The organism is Ulvibacter sp. MAR_2010_11, from assembly GCF_002813135.1.
Lineage (GTDB): Bacteria > Bacteroidota > Bacteroidia > Flavobacteriales > Flavobacteriaceae > Altibacter.
In genome coordinates, this window is record NZ_PHTY01000001.1 from 764,171 (window position 1) to 784,609 (window position 20,439).

16 protein-coding genes are annotated in these 20,439 nt (G+C 36.5%); 14 read left to right on the plus strand and 2 right to left on the minus strand.

The features are described from left to right. The first annotated feature begins 23 nt into the window (after positions 1-23). The 4 genes from ATE92_RS03640 to ATE92_RS03655 all read left to right on the plus strand — a co-directional run bounded on the left by ATE92_RS03640 (position 24) and on the right by ATE92_RS03655 (position 2,837). Complete coding sequence (locus tag ATE92_RS03640; protein WP_100802401.1) at positions 24-620, plus strand: hypothetical protein; 597 nt, start codon at positions 24-26, stop codon at positions 618-620. 277 nt (positions 621-897) lie between these two features. Next, positions 898-1,530, plus strand: a complete 633-nt coding sequence (locus ATE92_RS03645) for a hypothetical protein (RefSeq protein WP_100802402.1) — start codon at positions 898-900, stop codon at positions 1,528-1,530. Between the two features lie 10 nt (positions 1,531-1,540). After that, a complete protein-coding gene (locus ATE92_RS03650; RefSeq protein ID WP_100802403.1) occupies positions 1,541-2,167 on the plus strand; it encodes a hypothetical protein in 627 nt (208 codons plus the stop codon). Between the two features lie 10 nt (positions 2,168-2,177). Further along, the gene (locus tag ATE92_RS03655; RefSeq protein WP_100802404.1) at positions 2,178-2,837 is read left to right on the plus strand and encodes a hypothetical protein; all 660 of its coding nucleotides are present in this window, start codon (positions 2,178-2,180) and stop codon (positions 2,835-2,837) included. 62 nt (positions 2,838-2,899) lie between these two features. Here the strand turns inward: ATE92_RS03655 and ATE92_RS03660 are convergent, their stop codons facing one another. Both ATE92_RS03660 and ATE92_RS03665 read right to left on the minus strand, forming a co-directional pair. Next, the gene (locus ATE92_RS03660) at positions 2,900-4,627 is read right to left on the minus strand and encodes a hypothetical protein (RefSeq protein ID WP_100802405.1); all 1,728 of its coding nucleotides are present in this window, start codon (positions 4,625-4,627) and stop codon (positions 2,900-2,902) included. 343 nt (positions 4,628-4,970) lie between these two features. Then, positions 4,971-8,330 (minus strand): FG-GAP-like repeat-containing protein, encoded by a 3,360-nt coding sequence (locus tag ATE92_RS03665; protein WP_100802406.1) that lies wholly within the window; start codon positions 8,328-8,330, stop codon positions 4,971-4,973. A gap of 687 nt (positions 8,331-9,017) precedes the next feature. Here ATE92_RS03665 and ATE92_RS03670 point away from each other — a divergent pair. The 10 genes from ATE92_RS03670 (at position 9,018) to ATE92_RS03715 (ending at position 20,437) form a co-directional block, all read left to right on the plus strand. Beyond that, positions 9,018-9,476 (plus strand): hypothetical protein, encoded by a 459-nt coding sequence (locus ATE92_RS03670; RefSeq protein ID WP_100802407.1) that lies wholly within the window; start codon positions 9,018-9,020, stop codon positions 9,474-9,476. A gap of 160 nt (positions 9,477-9,636) precedes the next feature. Continuing rightward, on the plus strand, positions 9,637-10,050 hold the full coding sequence (locus ATE92_RS03675) for a response regulator (RefSeq protein WP_100802408.1): 414 nt from the start codon (positions 9,637-9,639) through the stop codon (positions 10,048-10,050). Continuing rightward, positions 10,051-10,590: a heme NO-binding domain-containing protein gene (locus ATE92_RS03680; RefSeq protein ID WP_100802409.1), complete on the plus strand. Its 540-nt coding sequence runs from the start codon at positions 10,051-10,053 to the stop codon at positions 10,588-10,590. Next, entirely contained in the window at positions 10,590-12,974 is a 2,385-nt protein-coding gene (locus ATE92_RS03685; protein WP_100802410.1) for a PAS domain S-box protein, read from the plus strand. The genes ATE92_RS03680 and ATE92_RS03685 overlap by 1 nt, the downstream gene beginning before the upstream one ends. Then, a complete protein-coding gene (locus ATE92_RS03690) occupies positions 12,961-13,272 on the plus strand; it encodes a histidine kinase (protein ID WP_100802411.1) in 312 nt (103 codons plus the stop codon). Before ATE92_RS03685 ends, ATE92_RS03690 begins: the two co-directional genes overlap by 14 nt. Positions 13,273-13,281: 9 nt before the next feature. Then, a complete protein-coding gene (locus ATE92_RS03695) occupies positions 13,282-13,995 on the plus strand; it encodes a LytTR family DNA-binding domain-containing protein (protein ID WP_100802412.1) in 714 nt (237 codons plus the stop codon). Between the two features lie 749 nt (positions 13,996-14,744). After that, positions 14,745-15,362, plus strand: a complete 618-nt coding sequence (locus tag ATE92_RS03700) for a hypothetical protein (protein ID WP_157809548.1) — start codon at positions 14,745-14,747, stop codon at positions 15,360-15,362. Positions 15,363-15,629: 267 nt separating this feature from the next. Next, positions 15,630-16,418, plus strand: a complete 789-nt coding sequence (locus tag ATE92_RS03705; RefSeq protein ID WP_100802414.1) for a hypothetical protein — start codon at positions 15,630-15,632, stop codon at positions 16,416-16,418. A gap of 39 nt (positions 16,419-16,457) precedes the next feature. Then, complete coding sequence (locus tag ATE92_RS03710) at positions 16,458-19,847, plus strand: hypothetical protein (RefSeq protein WP_157809549.1); 3,390 nt, start codon at positions 16,458-16,460, stop codon at positions 19,845-19,847. Further along, entirely contained in the window at positions 19,844-20,437 is a 594-nt protein-coding gene (locus tag ATE92_RS03715) for a hypothetical protein (RefSeq protein WP_100802416.1), read from the plus strand. Before ATE92_RS03710 ends, ATE92_RS03715 begins: the two co-directional genes overlap by 4 nt. The last annotated feature ends 2 nt before the right edge of the window (positions 20,438-20,439 follow it).

The window sequence follows — 20,439 nt, forward strand, 5'->3', positions numbered from 1 at the left end:
TACTTTTCATTAAATCTCACGTTATGAGCAAGATAATACTATTCGTAGTTTTATTGCTTGTCTCTCTCCCCACATTAGGACAGGTTGGTATAAATACTACAAATCCGCAGGAAGCACTCCATGTAAACGGGAAAATTCGTGTAGACGACGCTTCAGGAAGATCGGCTACTTCCGTCTTGGGAGTGGATGCAACCGGAACATTAAACACTATGGATGTTGGCGGTGCGCTCGAAATTCACAATAACACTATTATTGCTTCGGGGACCGGATACTATTCGGTTGTTAACGTTTCAGTAACCACACCCACTCCAAATACTCGGATTGACAACATCGACTTGGGCGTAGTTGGCGCGAATGCCTACAAAACGGTCATCCGATTTACAGGTCAAACCCAATCTTTTGATATCACCGGAATTAAAGATGGCATTGAGGGGAGACATATAATATTATTAAATCCAATGAATGTGAATATGGGTGTAATCAACGAATCCAATCAGTCTCTCGCAGTGAATCGAATTATTACCTATGGCAGCGGTCCGAGTGAATCAACTTCGGGCGAAGGCGCAATAGAATTGGTGTATGATGGTACGCGGTGGGTTGTTATTAATTTTAGGAACTAGTCTGGATGAGCATTTAAACTTTTCAATTACCTCACGCATAAAAAGCCATTTCTGTTATAAAAGTTGGGTTGACATAGTATCCAAACCTACAATTTCCAAAGTAATTTCTAATAAATATTCCTACATTATTAAAGACTAATTCTTACCTATTTGTATTTATTTTTTCAATTTTTCGATGTATTACATAATATATTCGATGTAATACAATTTGCAACTGTTTATTTAACAGTTACTTACGCAAATTGGGTTATCTTTGTAGTACCCAAATTTAATACTTATGAAATCGTACAAAGCCCCCGCTGCGATTCCTATAATTTGCCTGCTTTTAATGAGCAGCGCCTTATTTTCTCAAGTAGGAATTAATACGCAGAATCCACGAACCATGCTAGAGGTTGCCGGAGATATGAATATTTCGAGCGCCCTGGAAATTTTAGACTACAGTACACTTGAAGAAGTAGAATCCAGTACTTTTCTCATTCAAGAAGCCGACAATTCCATTAAATCGCTGGATGTGAGTAATCCTACCGGTGTTGCTTTGGCCTATATTCAGGAATATATTATTGAAGAACCTAATCTCGACTGGGTCAAGGAATTCAACACACAAATTGATGCGACCGATTACGTTGTAATTGTAACTTCTGCCAGTTTTAATCAGGAATTAGATCTTACTAACAATCCGGGGGCTGCAGATAATGCAAGTTTACCTTTCGCCTCTGCCTTTGTAAAAAATGGCACCTGGCGCCTGGTGGCAGACTACCCCCAAGCGGCGAATATTGATGAAACCACTATTGGCGTTTGGACAATTAGCACCTTGATTTTCTCAAATGATGTTTCCAAACAGTACGGGACTGTAGATATCCCGATGGGAGGAGCCGCTACAGGAGCCGCCTCTTCCCCTATTATTAATTAATACGTTGGATATGAAATTACTTTACACTCTAATTATTGTATTTAGTAGCGGGTCTATCTTCGCACAAGTTGGTATTGGCACTACTACACCTCTAGCCGACTTACATGTTGTGGGGGATGCGCTGGTTCAGGGAGGATTGGTAACAACCAACCTTACTACTGTATCGTCATCGGAAGAAAACTTTAAACTTGTCACAAGAATTACAAATTCGACTCCGGCAGGAAAAATCACCATACTGGATCCCGATTATATGGATGTGGCGCCTATCAATACTGTTAATTACCATTTTGTCAATGTACATCTGGACAATTTAAGTGATGTAAATTTAATGTATGACGAAGATAAGTACGTAGTGGGCGTTGCCAATTTCAGACACGTAGGAGATGCCATCAAAAAAGTTCCCGGAGGAGACAACTATTCTATTGGTCATTTTGTGGTACGAACTTTTAAAAGTGGCGGCACCTGGCATTTGGAAATTAGCAATAAGGAGCTCGATTTAAATATTTTAGATTCATTAGAGTACCATATTACATTGATAATCTATAACAAATTGTATTTCAGAGAATTTCCTTCAATAACAACAAATTTGGGAGGGTCTAATACGGGAACAGCCTCTTCGGTTCCAATTTTTGAATAAAACAAAAATCATGAAAAAAATACTTATTATACTGACAATTTTTATCTCAACAACTGCAAGTTATGCTCAAGTTGGTATAAACACCACAACCCCTTCTGCGGCTCTCGACGTGAATGGAGAAGTTTTAATCGACGGCGGATTTTATCTGGAATCCCCGGGCGATAATACGGCTATACGAGGATCCAAGTTCTTGGTTCGCACCACTTCTAATGAACTTTCTCGCTACGATATAGCCCAGAGTAAATACGGTCCCATAAACTACGTCGAATTTGCCTTCAAAAACTTGTCGGCACAGGGTTTGTTAGATTACGACACCAAAATAGCTACCAATGATTATCTGGTTAGTATTCAGGGTTATTCGTGTGGCATTGCCGGTGCAGGTCGAACCGGTAGTATTATGCCAAGCAGTTCGGTCTCCAACCTCAATATTGAAGGCTATCAAATCTACGCATATCCTAATCCTGCAACGGGAACATGGTTCTTAAGAGCACATGTCAACAATTCGACATGGCAAAGGTACCAGGGAGATGGCTATGTGGACACTGAAATTGATATGTGGTTGAATGTGATGATTTACAGAAAAGGCTTTATCGCCAAGGCACAAAACGACATCACCGTAAATATGCTTTTTTTACCGGAAGGAGTCGCTTTACCTCCAAGCGGATTTTAAATCCTTCAATAAAGTTGAAAACCAAAATCCGCAGCTATTTATCGCAGGAAGTACTAATCAATCTATAACACAGATTGGTCGATTTTTATATCGGAATACTGCCAAGCGCTTTCAAATTCCTTCCTAATGAGCTTTGCATCATTGGTTTTTCCTTGTGCCATATACACATTGTAAAGTCCCATTAGAGACCAGCCATTTTGCCGTAGTACTTTGAGGTCTTCTTTATAAATCATTTCCGCTTCGGCAAGTTTACCGGTATGTAAGAGAATTGCTCCCAAATTCTGACGTACAGGAATATGCCATGCAGACGGTTCGGTATACGTCAATGCATCTTCCAATTTGATTGCATTTTCAAGGTGTTTAATGGCCTTTGTAACATTCCCTTCGGCAGAAGCAAGCTCACCGGCAATAACCTCATAGGCAATATTTGCAATTGCATCGGAGGTGTTTTGGGCTACTGCCATAAGTTTAGACAGCTCGGGATCTTCTTTTAGCAGCCCAATTGCATCGAGTTCCTCCTTGGCCTCTTTCAAGTTTTTCTTTCGTATAAAGGCCATTCCCCTGGCGTAATGACGAATAAGGGAAAGGTGTTTTATGTTGGCATTGGGCGCCGGAATGGTTAATATATCGTTCCATTTTCCAAATCGGACATATGCCAATAATGGAGTTGCGGCAAAATCCTGAAGAAAAGGCATCGCAACTAATTCCCCGGTGGGGACCCGTTCAGCTGTTTTTTTTGCTGCATCGATAGCCTCGTCACTACTGCCTAACAAACTAGCAGCAGACCACAAGAAGTGAATATTATGAGGGTAATAACCCAATGGATAAAGGCCTTGAGAATAACATTGTGATATATAGTCTTCATCGGCCAATATGGCCGCTTTATTCGCGATGACGGCATCTTTATATCGTCCAACTCTAATATAGATATGAGAAGGCATATGTACTATATGGCCTGCAGCCGGCATAAGTGATCCCAAAATATCTGCACTTGGCACACCTAAATCCGGAAAGGGCAGTTCTACCATATGAATATAGTAATGATGTGCCCCGGGATTTTCAGGATCCAACAGCATGGCTTTTTCAAGAGCCAGTTTCGCTTCCTGAATATTGGGAGAAGGCGTACCATTTTCATCCCAATAGTTCCAGGGGACAGTATTCATTGCAGCTTCGGCATACAGTATATTAATATTGGCATCACTGGGATAGGAAGACAATACAGTTTCCATAGCTTTTAAATACGCCATATTTAAATGACCAATATCGACTGTTAAATCGCTGTTATATCGAGCTTCCAGTGCTTTGATGAGTGCCTGTTCTTTCGGGGTGGCAGAAGCTGCCAGTTTAACAGCCTTTACAAGAGCCTCATTACTTTTTTGTTTACGTTCATCATCCGGCAAGGGATCATTAATATTAGGGCCTAAAACATAAGCCTGCCCCCAATATGACATTGCCGATTTAGGATCTAGTCTCGAAGCCTCCATAAAAGAGCGATGCGCTTCGGCATGATTAAAAGCATACGCGAGCTTCATGCCTTGATTGAAGAAGGTTTGGGCTAGTTCATTTTCTGTACTGATTTTAAAGCTGAGATCACCTAAATTTTCGAAGAGCGGAGCTATTTGTTTGGTCGAATCGACGACACCAAACTGGAACTTAGGCGGAGTGCATTTAATAAAATTATACCCAACCTTTATCACAGGTTTCAGTTCTTTATTATTGCTAAAGGTTGAAAATAGAAGTGCAATGATAAAAACAGGGATCAAAATAAAAATAAGACTGATTCTTTTCATATTGCTTAGCGATTAAATGTTTAAATTGAAGTGAGTAGAATTCACTACAAATGAATTGGCAATTACTCCACAATACACTGAATTTCAATACATAAATATACAAATAAAACAAATCGGTGCCCATAAAAAACCCTTTTTATTATGAAGTGATGAAGGGTCCCGGTAACTTATTTGATGACAAACAAAAAAGCCCGTGCCTGCACATTTGTTTCGGCGGTCGGGCATAAATATGAAAAAGCTTTTCGTCGGTTTTGTCATTCCGTGCTTGATTCGGAATCTAAAGAACAACTCACATTTAAGTGCCTTAATACAGGATTCTTACTAAAAACAAATGAGTCTGTCCTTATCGAGTCCAGATGAGTAATTTAGGCGGACCGGCATTGTTGACTGCTAAGATAGCCGGTCGCTTCTCGCGCCCAAGAAACAATATTTCAATTCCCTTAACATTTAATGGTAAGAATAGTCCGCTTTCTTCTAAAATAGGCATTGGCTTGAAAGATCCATCCCCGTTACCTTGCATATACAATCCTTTGTTTGCATCATAGGCAGGCGTTTCCACTTCAGTATCATACACATTTCCTCCAACCAGAAGATCCAAATTTCCATCCTTGTTAAAATCGTAAACAACCATGTCGTTTATAGGACCCATTTGGGATTCCATGGGTAATTCCTTAACTGCAAAAGAGCCGTTTCCTAAGTTTTCTATATACACACTCGCAAAATTAGTCGCTGCATAATGAAGTGCATTTGCCAGGGCATCGGTTCCGTATATATCTTCAAGAGTAGAGGAAGCAAAATCCTTATACATTGGAAATTTTTCATTTATAAATGGCATTTGCTGGGACGAACATTCCTTTCCGCGTACAGGAGCTAACTTACCCTTATAATACTTACTTAGGACGATATCAAGCGTTCCATTCTTATCAAAGTCACTTGAAAAAATATGTAAAGGTTTGTCCATTGTAGGATGGAATTTATTGTTTAAGCCAATATTTCCCACGATTAAATCTTCATCACCATCATTGTCAAAATCACCCTTGTTAATGCCGGACCACCAACCTACATGATTCGAAAAAGAATAACTTTCGGTTGCATTTACAAAACCCTTAGGCGTGTTATGAAAGACCATGATTGGCGTCCATTCCCCTACAATTACTAAATCCTTTCTGCCATCCCTATTCATATCCAGCCAACACGAGCCTGTAATCATCCCGGCCTTATGTATGCCGGAGCCCAACGTCATGGTAACATCTTTAAAGATGCCGTTGGTGTTTTCCAATAAATAGGAAGTAGGAGCAAGAGGATATTTTCCCGGTTCTGTTCTTCCGCCAACAAATAAATCTAAATCCCCGTCTCCATCCCAATCGAATGCGCTCACCTCTTTGGTGCTGGAAGTTATTTTTGGCAATGCGTTCACAGCTCTCTTTAAATTTCCTTGACCATCATTAACATACAACCTATCCTGCAATAAATTGGGTGTATTTTTTACATCCCCACCCCCACCGCTGGACACATATAAGTCTAAATCGCCATCTCCATCCGAATCGAAAAATAAGGAACCGGTATCCTCAAATTTTGAATCTTGCGTTAATGCCGGCTGTGCCGAAAATTCCATGCCTTTCGCACCGTAAAAATACATCCGCCCTGCCTGCCCTAATGCGCCTCCAATATACAGATCGTCCAAACCATCCTTATTTACATCACCAACACTCACACTCGGCCCTAGTGTTGATTGTTTGTGGGGTAGTAATATTTCTGTTTGAAAATCATTGTATTTATTTTCTTGATGAATAAAGGTATCGAGTCCCGATTGACCGGTAATATCAAAGAACAGCGGACTTTTCACCTCAACGGTGGTTGCAATACTTGAAACTTTTTGTTTATCTATCTTATGTTTTTTATCGATTGCAACATCATTCATTATATAACTCGTCCCATCGGGCCAGAAAATCTCGACTTTTTCTACAGAATTTAATTCTCCCAAGCCGAAGTGAGCCAGAGGCTGCATAGTAGACAAATAGCCTCTAACAAAACTGTACTCTACCAATTGTGTTATATCACCCGAATACACTTTGATTTTTGAATACAATACATTTGAAGTGTTCTTACCATCTGTAAGTTCAAATTGTATAAAGTGGTTTTTCTTTTTTTCTGAAGTATTGTTTCTATAAACAAAGGCATGCGATTCGAGATTGTTTACAATCATATCCAAATCGCCGTCATTATCTAAATCGCCATAGGCCGCACCATTCGAAAAGGATGCCGTGTTAAAGCCCCAATCTTTCGATTTGTCCTGAAACGTCAAATTTCCCTGATTCTCAAAAATAAAATTTGGCAAGGGACGGGATTTGGCACTGTCTAAGTGAGAAAAGTAAATTTGACTTTTATCTCCTGTTTCTCGTTTGTATCGTTTTGCCAGGCTAATCTTCCAATCGTTATCCTTGGTATCTTTTTTAAATCCATTGGTTACAATAAGGTCTTTATTGGTGTTATTGTCAAGGTCAAGAAAAAGAGGTGCCCAACTCCAACCTGTTTGAGAAACTCCGGCCATTAGTGCAATTTCACTAAAGTTTCCTGTACCTCGATTCACATTCAATGTGTTAAACATATACTGCGGCACGTATTTAACGGTATCTACCAAATAGGTAAAAAGTTCAACATTCATCGACTCCATCAATGTTTTATTTAAATAATGATCTGATGGGGTCATGTCTACAGCCACTAAATCTACCAATCCGTCATTATTGAAATCGGCCACATCACAACCCATCGAATAAAATGATGTATGCGAAGCCTTTGCGAGTAGGCGGTCCGTAAAACTACCGTCCCGGTTGTTTATATACAGAAAGTCCGGTATAAAATAATCATTCGAAACATATACATCCAGATATCCATCATCATCGAAATCGGTTATAGAAACTCCCAATCCAAAACCAACTTTAAACATGCCGGCTTCGGCTGTGATATCGGTAAACTTTCCATTTCCCTCATTTCTATAAAGAGTATTAACCGATTTCTTTTGGACATCCGGTGTTTGTGACAAAAGTGTTTGATTAAAATCCTGAATACTGTTACCTCTCTCGGTATTCCCATAATTGAAGATAGAATGGTTTAACACAAATAAATCCAGGTCTCCATCCTTGTCCATATCAAAAAAGGCTGCCTGAGACGAATAGGAGGCATCATCAATTCCGTACGCAGCAGCACTTTCAGTAAAGGTTAAATCTCCGTTATTTATGTACAGTTTATTTTTAAGCAGATCATCATTTAAGGTAGGGCCCGAATTACATACATAAATGTCTAAATATCCATCATTATTTATATCTACTGTTGTTACACCGGTAGACCACTGACTGGAATTGAATCCCGCCTTATTTGTAAGATCTTCAAACTCAAAATCTCCTTTATTCAGAAAAAATCGATTTGTAGTGTCATTTCCGCACATAAAAACATCGGCAAGACCGTCGTTATTAAAGTCGGAAATTGCTACCCCGCTCCCGTTGTAAAAATAATCGTAGTTGCCTAAAGATCGATCCGGCTTTTCAATAGACGTATTTTTAAAGATCAGTTTGGTGTTTTTGGGTTCGAGTAAGGTAAAGAGGGGCGTATCCTGATCGATTTCAACATTTTCCTTTTTTCCGTCACAGGACCACAAGAGAATACAAAAGAGACCCGAAAGAAAGGGTACAGAAGGATATTTCATATAGATGCCAATAATTATTAGTTAGTAAGTTATCGTAAAAATAGGAATAAAATATATTGGAACCGGAGTTTTCAAATAGCACAATTCAATGCATTCCTTTAGGACGTAAAAAACTTGTGTGAAATGATTTTTGGGACATAAATTGATCTGATTCAAATAAAACCTTCACCTGCACTATTCATCGATATTTAGCATGGTTGCACAATGGGTTTCGGGGGACAGGTCTTTTTATTTGCTGATAAAGAAATTGAAATAGCGCCCTAGCTCTCGCTCTGCAGCGGGATTAGTTCGATTACGCGAATTGAAATTCAGTTTATCATGTTATTTACTAAAATGAAATGGTAAAAATTGTTATAAATGGTCTTTATTGAAGCAAGTTTACCCAGTTCCAGTTTCATCACTATATCCGTTTGGATTTCATCCCCAAGTTAAAAACTGTGGCGATCAAATTACAACAGACCGATCCCTTTCTTGGTTGAAGAAAAACACTAAGAGGGTCTAAATAAGGGAATTATGTATTTGTTAATCATTTTCAAATACCCCATTATAATATCGGCGTTTATTTACCATTCGTCTACACTTTATTTGCACTTATCGATATTTTCACAATACTCTCATAAAGGAAAATAGATTTGTCCCGTTATTACTATTTAAGGGTTGATGTAATTTGAACAATTTTAAGTTTTTATGATGGAGTATATACATGATTTATTTAGTGGATCTTATTTTACATTTTTGGAGAAACAACTACAAATTGCATGGTGTTATTTTCTAGGCATTTTGAATTCGGAGAAATATTTGGTAATCCCGCAAGATTCCTTCGATTCAAAAATAAATACAATTAAAAATACTTCCTTTAAAAAAGCAGAATGCGTGAGGCTTAGTGATCGTGAATTTCTTAGGCTGGAGTTGAAAACTCAAAGAGCGAAGGTAAATCGCGAACTTATGGGGTATATTAAACGTCTTGAATTTTTGTATAACCTAGAGCCCTCAATAATCCGTCTTGCGTCCAGAGATCAATACAATATAGGTGAGTTGCAAGACTTTTTAATATCAAAGAAAGAGGCTCAACAAGAAATAATCATACTAACTCAAAAAATTGCATCTCTAGAAAGCGTAAAGACCAATGAACATATCGCTGCTTGAAATGATAAAAACAGAGGGTATATTGAAATTGACACTGAACCATTCGTCTACACTTTATTTCCATTCGTCTATACTTTAGTAGAGATTTACAGAATCATTGCTCCTTAAATTAAAGAAAAGATGATATTTGATTTTATTCGACCATTTCAAAAGAAATTTAATGCTGAATCAAATGTCAATCCTTTTCATTGAAGACGATCTCGTAGAAACAATGAAAATGCATAGAACTCTAGAGAAGTTAGAATTAAATCACACCATTCATGAAGCTAAGAATGGTGAACAGGCGCTTGCTTTCTTAAAAAGCACGGACCGATTTCCTGATATCATCTTATTGGATTTAAACATGCCTAAAATTAATGGAATAGAATTTTTAAAAATTTTGAAAGACGATGACAAAATTAAGTATATACCAACCATTGTATTAACTACATCACACAATCGTAAAGATGTTCTGGAATGTTATAAAGTTGGAATAGCAGGATATATAATAAAGCCACTGAATTACAAGGATTATGTTTATAAAATTGATAAATTGTTAGCCTATTGGAGTGTAAATGAATTAATTAAAGGATAGATGAAAGGAATTGTATTTACGGAGTTTTTGGAATTGGTAGAATCGAAGTTTGGCCTAGAGGTAGTAGATGAGATTATTACCAATTCGAATTTACCTTCAAAAGGGGTTTATACAGCCGTTGGGACCTATTCATTTTCTGAAATGTTAAGTCTTCTTAACCATTTAAGTAGGCATACTTCTATTAGTGTAGACGAACTTTTAATGATATATTCTGAACACTTTTTTAGTGTTTTAGTAAGTAGTTACCCCGAACTAATTAAAACCTACAAGGACCCTTTAGAAATGTTGGCCTCCATAGAGAATCATATTCACGTGGAAGTACTTAAAATCTATCCCGATGCCGAATTACCCACATTTGAAATCTTAACAAGAACAGAAAATTCTTTGGTAATGTTGTATAAGTCGAGTCGCTCGATGTATTATTTCGGACTAGGATTAATGCACAAGACTTTCGAACACTTTAATTCGAGTGCGACCATAACCTTCGATAAAATTAAAGAAGATGGGTCTGAAGTTAAATTTACAATTGTACGGAATTAATGGACTCCAAAAAAATAGGAATTTTAGAACGCGCACTCATTCGAGAAAAACAGGCTCGTAAAGAAGCGGAATCGATCCTAGAGGACAAGGCTTTTAAACTTTATGACCTCACTAATAAACTTAAGGAAAGCAACAATGTTTTAGAAAGTCTCTTAGCCAAAAAAAACTTTGAATTAAAAGGTGTATTCAAGAACATTTTGGACGCCTATTGCCTTATAGACATGTATGGCAATGTTTTGGAGATGAACGATGCTACTTTTGAACTTTTAGGATGTAAATCTAAAGATGAATCCATCAATCTATCCGATTTTGTATATGCACCAGATGTTCAAGCAACAATGGAGGCATTTCGGAAAATTCGTAAGGAAAGTACATTAAAAAACTTTAATGTAAGAATCGAAACCAACGAAAACATAATTAAATATCTCCAAATTAATGCCAGCCTAATTTTTAATGATAAAGGTAAGCCAATTGCTATCCAAGGAATCGCTAGAGACATCACTGATGAAAAGCGCTTACAACAAAAAAGAATAGAGTCTGAGAGCCGATTGAAAGTATTGATTAAGAATTTGGATAGCGGTATCTTATTGGAAGACGAAAATAGAAATATTGTACTTATCAATGATAAATTTTGTAATTTATTTGAGATTCCTGTCGCCTCATCTTTATTGGTAGGTCAAAATTGCGTAAATGCAATTGAAGATTCTAAAAAGTTATTTCTTGATTCCGAAGGGTTTGTAGAACGTGTTAATGCTTTAATTAAAAATAAAGAAGAGGAGCTTTCCGAAGTTATTGAAATGGCCAATGGTAAGATTTTGCAAAGAGATTATATTCCTATTTTTAATGATAATCTTTACAAAGGACATTTATGGAGCTACAAAGATATTACCGGCGAAAAGGAAATTCAAAACAATTTAATTGAGTCTGAGAATAGATTAAAAAACTTAATTCTAAATCTTGATAGTGGAATCTTCCTTGAAGATGAGAATAGAGTGGCACTTTTAGCTAACAAAAGTTTGTGTGAGCAGTTTTATATGCCGGGCCCACCTGAATCGTATACAGGAAAGGATTGTTCTAACGGCGCCGAAGAAAGTAAAGCCCTTTTTATTGAGCCTGAAAAATTTGTGAATCGATATAATGAGATTATCTCCAATAGAGAGCCTGTAATTAGAGAGGAATTAAAGATGAAAGACGGAAAGATATTAGAACGAAACTACGTTCCAATATTTAAGAATGGTATTTTTAGAGGACACCTTTGGAGTTTCAATGACGTAACTTTAGAACGCAATTATAACAAAAACCTTGAGGCTGAAAAACAAAAGTACAGCAGCATTATTGCGAATATGAATTTAGGTTTGGTCGAGGTTGATAGCAACAATGTAATTGTAATGGTGAATCAAAGCTTCATAAATCTTATTGGATATACTGAAGAGGAACTTATAGGCAGGCCAGCCATTGATTTATTAATTCCTGAATCACAGCAGGGACACGTGGAAAAAATTGCTGAAATGACTAAAAATGGAAATTCCGGATCTCATGAATTTCAAATGAAAACAAAAAAGGGTGAATTATTATCATTATTAGTTAGCTCAGCTCCAAATTATAACAAACAAAGTAAAGTAATAGGATCTATTGGAGTTATTCTTGATATCACCAAGACAAAAAACTTGCAAGAACAAAGAGAAGAACTACTTAAGAACTTAGAAATAAGTAATAATGAGCTACAAGAGTATGCTCATATAGTTTCCCATGATTTAAAATCACCTTTGCGAAGTATCTTTGCATTAATTGAGTGGTTAAAGGAAGACAACCAAGAGAAGCTAAATAGGTCAAGTTTGCAGAATATAGAACTTATTGAGGCTACCCTGGAAAAGATGGAAAGGCTAATTACTGATATTTTAAAATATTCTAGTGTTACTGCTGAAGAAATTGTGATGCAGGAAATAGACTTAAACGCAGTCATAGAAAACTTGAAACGAATATTATATTTTCCTGAGCATATTAATTTCAAAATCTTAAGACCATTACCTTTTATTTACGGGGACGAAACGCGAATGCAGCAATTGTTCCAAAACCTCATTAGTAACGCCATTCAATATATAGATAAGGATCATGGTATTATTGAGATAGACTATGTTGATAAGGGAACATATTATCAATTTTCTATTTATGATAACGGCATTGGAATTGCAAAAGAACAGCATGGTAAAATTTTTAAAATATTTCAAGTTTTAAGCGACACGAAAGAATCTTCCGGAATTGGGTTAGCCATCGTTAAGAAAATAGTCGATCTCTATAAGGGGGATATATGGTTGAAAAGCACCCTAGGAGAAGGGACTACTTTTTATTTTACACTTCAAAAAAATAAAAATGGAATCCTGTAGCCTAAACTATATCGATGAATTAAGCGGTGGAAACATGGAATTTAAGCAGAATTTAATCGAAATTTTGAAGCAGGAAATATCTGAAGAAATCGATCTTTATTATAAGGATGTGGGTGATGCTAAAAGATGTGCCGAAAGAGTGCACAAACTAAAACATAAAATTGGTATTTTGGGGCTCGATAAAAATTATGAATTGGCTATTTTATATGAGGACAACCTTAGGAAAAACTCTTGGGCTGGTAAAGCCGCTTTTGAGCTCGCTCTCAAAAAAATATCAAGTTTTATAAATAATCTTTAAGTATAAAAAATGAATTGCATTATTATTGATGACGAAAAAACCGCTAGATCCATACTAACTCATTTGTGTTCGAAATACGAAGAGTTAGATGTTATTAGTGAATTTAGCAATGCAATTGATGCTATAAAGTTTCTGAATAAAAATGAGATAGATATCATCTTTCTTGATATTCATATGCCAGATTTTACAGGTTTCGATCTTATAGAGACCTTAAAGAATCCGCCAAAGATTGTTTTAACCACCTCAGACAAAAACTTCGCAATTGATGCCTACCAGTATGATTGTATTAAAGATTATTTGGTGAAGCCTATCACAAATGACCGTTTTGCAAAAACTATTGAAAAGGTGCGAACGTCAATAACTAATATAATGCCTAATGAGATGTCGTCATTCCCTACTGCAGCCCCACAAGAAAACGACTTGTTTATTAATATAGACAGAAGATTGATAAAAATTGATATCCCAACAATAACCCTTGTTGAAGCAAAAGGAGATTATATATTGCTTAAAACTGAAGACAAAAACTACACGGTCCATTCAAGCTTAAAAAAGATCCAAGAGAAACTACCATCAGACTTGTTTTTGAAAGTTCACCGTTCATTTCTAATTAATACAAGCAAAATTATCGATATAGAAGATAATAGTGTACTTATTGGCAAGAATGTAATTCCGGTAAGTCGTTCCAATAGACCTGAACTTATGAGAAGACTCAATTTACTCTAATTTTTCTCCCAAATGACAAGTTGTATAGTTGCAGTTTGCAATTTAGCTCAGGCAACTGTCTCTCCATCGAAATTATTGAGCAAACGAACGCTCGAATTTTAACTTTGTATAAAAACCAAAATTACTTCCTCTGAATTGTATTAGTATAGAACATGAAGCAACCCGCACGTCATATTGTAAAAACATATTTTAGAACTTTCAAAATTTGGCAGTTATAGAAGATTTTAGTTGCCTCTCTACTGGATTTAACCTTCTTAAAATTAAATCGGTCGCTGTTATTTTTCTAAACCAGCATAAGGATGACGGATTAGAATTCAAATTTTTAGACAAATTGGTTGCTCTTCCTAAAGCCCTAATAATGTAAGTAGATTCAAATAAAGCTCTAAATTCTCAAAAACTATTCGCCGACTTCCTTCTTCAATTTTTTTTTAAAGTTCACAAATCCTATATGCTTAACATCTTCCTATCTTATGGCCATTCAGACAAAGCGAATTTACCTTAATCATATGTTTATTCCATTAACCATATATTCAGATAACAACTTCTTAATAGGATTAAAGTAATCTAAGCATACTCATGCACCCCATAATTTGCATATAAACGAAGTACTGCAAGTAGAATCAGGTACATCCGTCTACAGTAAACGCATGGTCGTCGAAATCTTAAACTGTAAGAATAGTCCTAGTGATACATTTGTTCTAAATAAATTATTAATCATTTAAACATTTAAAATGAAAAAAATTAACCTAATGACAATTGCACTAGTAGCCCTAGGTACGCTAAGTGCCAACGCACAAAGTGCAGACAATGATGACACAAATGTAGATCAACATGAACTTCAAGTATTAGTACAAGAAGTTGCCCTACTAGACATCTGGGATGCTAGTTTAGCAGTTCCAGCAGATGTTGGAATAATTACCTTTGACATGGCAGATGCTACTACAAATGGTATTAATGCCGAGGCGGGTCTTTATGACTTCGCCGCCTTAAGTTATTCAGATTTGTATTTGAATTACACAAGTGTTGTTTCTGCGGCGGAGCCTACAAGAAATATCTCTGTTCGTCTTAATGGAGGTAGTTTTCCTGGTGGACTTCAGTTAGTAATTACTCCAGAAGAATCTACGGTTGAGAACCCAGACAATGGTGTTCCCGGAACTATAGATACTGCAAATCCCATTCGATTTACGTCAAACGATATTACCACAGGCGCTTCACAAAACATCGTAACACAAATTGAAAGTGTTTATACCGGTGATGAGGCAAATGGAGTAAAGTTGCTGTATACACTTGAGCAGTTTGGAAGCTTTAGCAATTATATTGCAGGTAACTACTCTACACAGGTGGTATATACCTTATCAGATTTGTAAAAGACTTTTTGCCCCAAATGAAAAGAACCTCCTACCAGAGGTTCTTTTCTTTTTATAACACTTGTATATCAACTTAACTATGATGGACATCCATTCCATTTCATTCTTCTAGAATCTCCCAATCAATACCGTCGCTACAGTTTTCGATAAAGCGGTATTCCTGTACTTCATCGACACTAAACCGTCACCCGACGAAATAGAATAAAATCTACCTACCAGCTAAAGTACTTTAGTACCATATTCAAGATCAAGTAAAATCAGTTAATCATGAAAATAAAATTAATTATTATCGCTTCTATTCTCTTTTGTGTTCAAGAAATCCAGGCAAATGTGATCATTTTAAACGGACTCACCCATTCATATTCGGGTGTATCTGGCCAAACATACGAAGGCCAAATAATTCTAGTAAACATCTCGGATGAAAACCAACGAGTTACATTCGATTTAAATGAAGCCATTTACGATTGTCAAACAGGTAGAAGTTTTGTGAAAGATATTGCGCATAAAAATTCGTCTTCAGGCTGGTTCGATAGTTCGGTGCGAGATATAGTGCTCATTCCAAAAGAAAAATACGCTTTCAAATATAACATCACAATTCCTAATGATAAAACCTTAGAGGGAAGTTATTGGACCACGTTAATTGTAAATGTTGAAAAGCCAATTCGAGAAGAAGTAATTAAAAACATTGGTCTCGATACAAAAATAAGATATGCAATCCGACTTCTTACGGATATAAATGAAAACGAAGATGTCCAACTCGATTTTGAAGACGTTGTGCTAACTGATAACCCAATTAATTCAGAAAAGCTGTTGGACGTAAAAATATTGAACGAAAGCATTTATATAGAAAATGTACGTCTTGCACTTGAGATATATAACACGAGTGGCACCAAGGTGTTAGACATAAAAACCAAAAGGGCTAAGATATTTCCAGAGGTATGCAGGGATTTCTCAGTAGATGTTTCAGATCTGCCAAAAGGCACCTATGAATGTGTGCTCATCGCTGACTCCCGAGATGAATATACGGGTACCAATCTGACTTTGACAATAGAATAACCCGAAGTATATCATCTCTTTATCCTAAAAACGAGACCCATGAACAAATACCTACTCATACTAATTTGTATTTACATACTATTAGTTAGCTGTGTCGATGATAAAAGCACCATACTTGATCCAATGGATCTAATAGAGTTTGAAGAAGATTTTAAAGTAAATTCCAGCGTATCAAAGGAAACACAAAACACTAGCGTAGATAAAACTTCAAAGCCGGTCACTTCTGCAGATGGACGTAATGAAGACTCAAAAAGTAAAGGTGATTCAATGGTTGTCGAAAATGAGGACTCGTCTGTAACTTCGAATGAAAACATTGAGAATAGCAGTTCCAAAATCAAATCCACATGGCAGGATGTTAATAAGGGTGCCAATCAATTGGAAAGTAGAATTCTTGCAAATGTTTCTGAAAAGGTAGATTCAATTCGTGGTCCCTTACGTTCTTCAACGAAACAGGAGGAACTCGAGGCAATACAAATTGACGACACTTTAGGGGCAAAGGGTACGATAAAAAGGCCTGAAGTAAGTTTACCTGTTCCAACCAATGCCGTCAATCAACAATTCAATGGGTCCAATACTGTATACGATGTAACCGATAATTCCAATGCACTCTGGGACATCCAAGGTGCGGTTACCAATGATTCTTTAACACCCACTCCAACTAGCACAAAAATTAATCTTACTGATGGCAAAAAGACAACGACTTCAAATTTATTGCAAATTTCAACTGTAATAGACAAGGAAGAAGATTTTACAGATTTAATGGAATATGTTAACAAAATGAGCGATCCATTTGAAATGCGATTGGCATCTAATAAAAGATCATTTAAAACCTATAAAAATCACACGATTCTAGTTGAATTAAAGAACAACAGTGATCGCGCGATTCCTGCAAGTCTTGACTTTAATTTTCCTGAAAGTTGGAAGGTAATTTCGGTTAATGAATTAGGGGTATTACAACCGCAAACAAAAAAAATGGCTCTGGTGAGTTTCTTTATTCCATCTCAATATGAAGCCGGTTCGGTTACACCAACTATTTCACTAATCGCAGGATCTGTAAACCTAAAAACTTTAAAGTTAGCATTTACGGTCGAGAAAAATTACGAAATGGAATTAATACCAATCTCAAGTCCACAACAATTACAAGCTGGCGAATTAATTACAGCTCGTTTCGGACTAAAAAACAACGGAAATGTGGAGCAGCGAGTGGAACTATCCTCTAGAAATACCATTAAAGGTGAGAGGAATGTTCTAATCCCCATGGATTCAACATATATCGTTGAAATCGAGCAAAAAACAGATTCGAATGCCAAAATTCTACGACGTATCGGAGTTTATTTAGAAGCGAGAACGGAAGAATCGGGAGCTATTTTATATGGTTCTCAAAACGTTGAAGTAATTCCAACAAAGACCGTTCAAAAGGACCCTTACTTTAGATATCCTATGTCTGCAAGTTTATATTTTAATAGCTATACCAATAGCAATACACACTATTCTACTATTTCAGCCGAGCTAAAGGGTAGAGGATACCTGGACACTCTGAGAAACCATTTTTTGGAATTTATTATACGAGCTCCAAAGAAAGAAAATTTACGACGATTTAGTACAGTAGATCAATACAGCTTTATTTACAATTACAAAGAAAACACCACACTTTACCTAGGTGATCACTCTTATTATATTAATAGATTGGGGTATGGAACTCGATATGGGATGGGGTTTAAATTAGACCAGAGAGTTAAGAAATGGACTTTTTCTGCCTTTTTTGTAAAACCACGACTATATAATTATGCCAACAAGCCGCTATATGGGCTAAGAGCAGAATATAATGTGAACGATGCCGCACAGGTTGGACTAACGCTCGAACATTCGCAAGGCAATGTGTTTGCATTTCGAAACCAGATATCACAAAACGATAAAGGAGAAATTGCAACCTTAGATTATAATTTTAAGAGAAACAAAACAACTTTTGAGGGAGAACTTAGTACGTCGTATAATGGAGAAGCTGTTGGTTATGCAGGGAATTTTAATTTCAGCCAAGGGATACGAAATCTTCGACTTAATTCTAATTTATTATATGCAGATTCGAAGTATCAGGGTAATATTTCAAATAGCTTACAAATTAACAATAATATTAATTATAACCCCAAGTCCTTCAACTTTGGTATAGGTCATTCGATTTCTAAAATTCAACGAAGGTTGAACCCCGAGTTTTTTGAGACAGAACCATTTTTTGAAAGCCTGTATGCGACTGCTGGCTATAGGTTCTCTAATAAACATCATATAAACTTCAGGTTCGATAAGCGCACGAGAGAAGATAAATTAGATCCTAAGCAGTATCACTACGAGGAGTACGGCTTCAATTATAATTTCACTTATAATAACAGATCCTTTAACGGTAGCTTTGGTGGGAGATTTGCTGAAACTAAAAACCTACTCGTGGCGAATTCTAGCTTTAGAAAAACCTACTCCAATCGCCTAAATGTATCATATGCCATCCTAAAAAATGCTTTCTTACGTGGAGGATTAAATCATATTTATACAAACAGATATGGGAAGTTAGATGAAAGTACCAACTACTTTCGATATAATGTTGGAATCAATTATAGACTTCGTAAGAACTTTAGTCTGAATGCAAATTATACGAGTGGATTCAGTCCTGAAGAAACCTTTGAAAAAAGGGATTATCTCAATTTAAATATGAAACTACGCGTAAAGAAAAAGCACACTTTTGAGATTCGTGCAAATTATTACGAAAACCCGGGGCGATTAAATATGAAGGAATTTTTTGGATTTGGAAAATACACTTACTCTTTCGGTGTTGGAGTACAACGAGTTCTTAGACAAGGAGGCATACTAGGAAAAATTGTAACAAACAATTCTGCCATAAATACGAAAGGAATTAAAATATATGTGGGTGGTAAGACGGTGGTGTCTGATGAAAACGGGAATTTTGAATTTAATAATTTAAATACCGGAATACATTACTTGTTTATTGAGGATGCTTCATTGCCATTCAATGTACTTTCGAAAATTAAAAACCCAATAGCAGTAGAAATTAAGCAAGATGAACATGTGCTCATTGACATTACTTTGGTCAAGGCGGCGACACTCGCAGGGAAACTTCAGCTAACCAATGAACGATTAGCTTTGGAGACCAACTTGTCCAGTTTCATAAAAGTAGAAAATGACGATTTTACCTATTTCTTAGAGTCGAATGAGTCCGGTGAATTCTTGCTTCAAAATATAGTGCCCGGCAAGTACGAAATATCAATTATTCGCTTTAAAAATGGTGGAGAATCTTATAAGTATCTGCCTAATATTCAAGTAGTATTGAAGGAAGGCGAGGACAGAGACTTCAAAATTGAAATTACGGCTAAGGAAAAGAAATTAATATTTAAGAATAACAATTTAAAGGTTAGTGTACAATGAAAATATATGTAAAGTTTAGTTTGGTACTTATTGGAGTTTTGATTTCCGGCCCGAGTATCTCCCAAGAAACGTTAGACGCATCGGATATTAGCAACTTCATTATAGGAGGAGATCAAGCTTCTACTACGAGCAGCTTATTCTTAAATTCTGTTGCTATAATTGATGTGGCACCAGGAGGACAGCCGGTTATATCTTCTGGTTCGGCTGCACTTTTAGAAGCTGGTCTACCGATCTTAGCCGGTGGAACTTCAGATTTTATCCCAGATATTTGGATTAACTATACCTACAGACCAGAATTCCCAGGAGATGTATCTGAGATATTTGTTCGTACAAGCATGCCGATTCCCTCAGGAATTACCCTTAAAGCCAAAATAATTGAAACCGGCGTAAATGGCAATTTTATTGATCGAGGCGTGAATAGTAACGTCAATATTGATGAAACAAACAACAGAATTGTTCGCTCTTTTGGTCCCGGTTATACCGATGATGGTGAAACGAATGGATATAAAGTTCAATATACCTACACCAATAGCGGGTCTAATGAACTACCTCCCGGATTTTCAATTATTTATGAAATAATTAAACGATAATA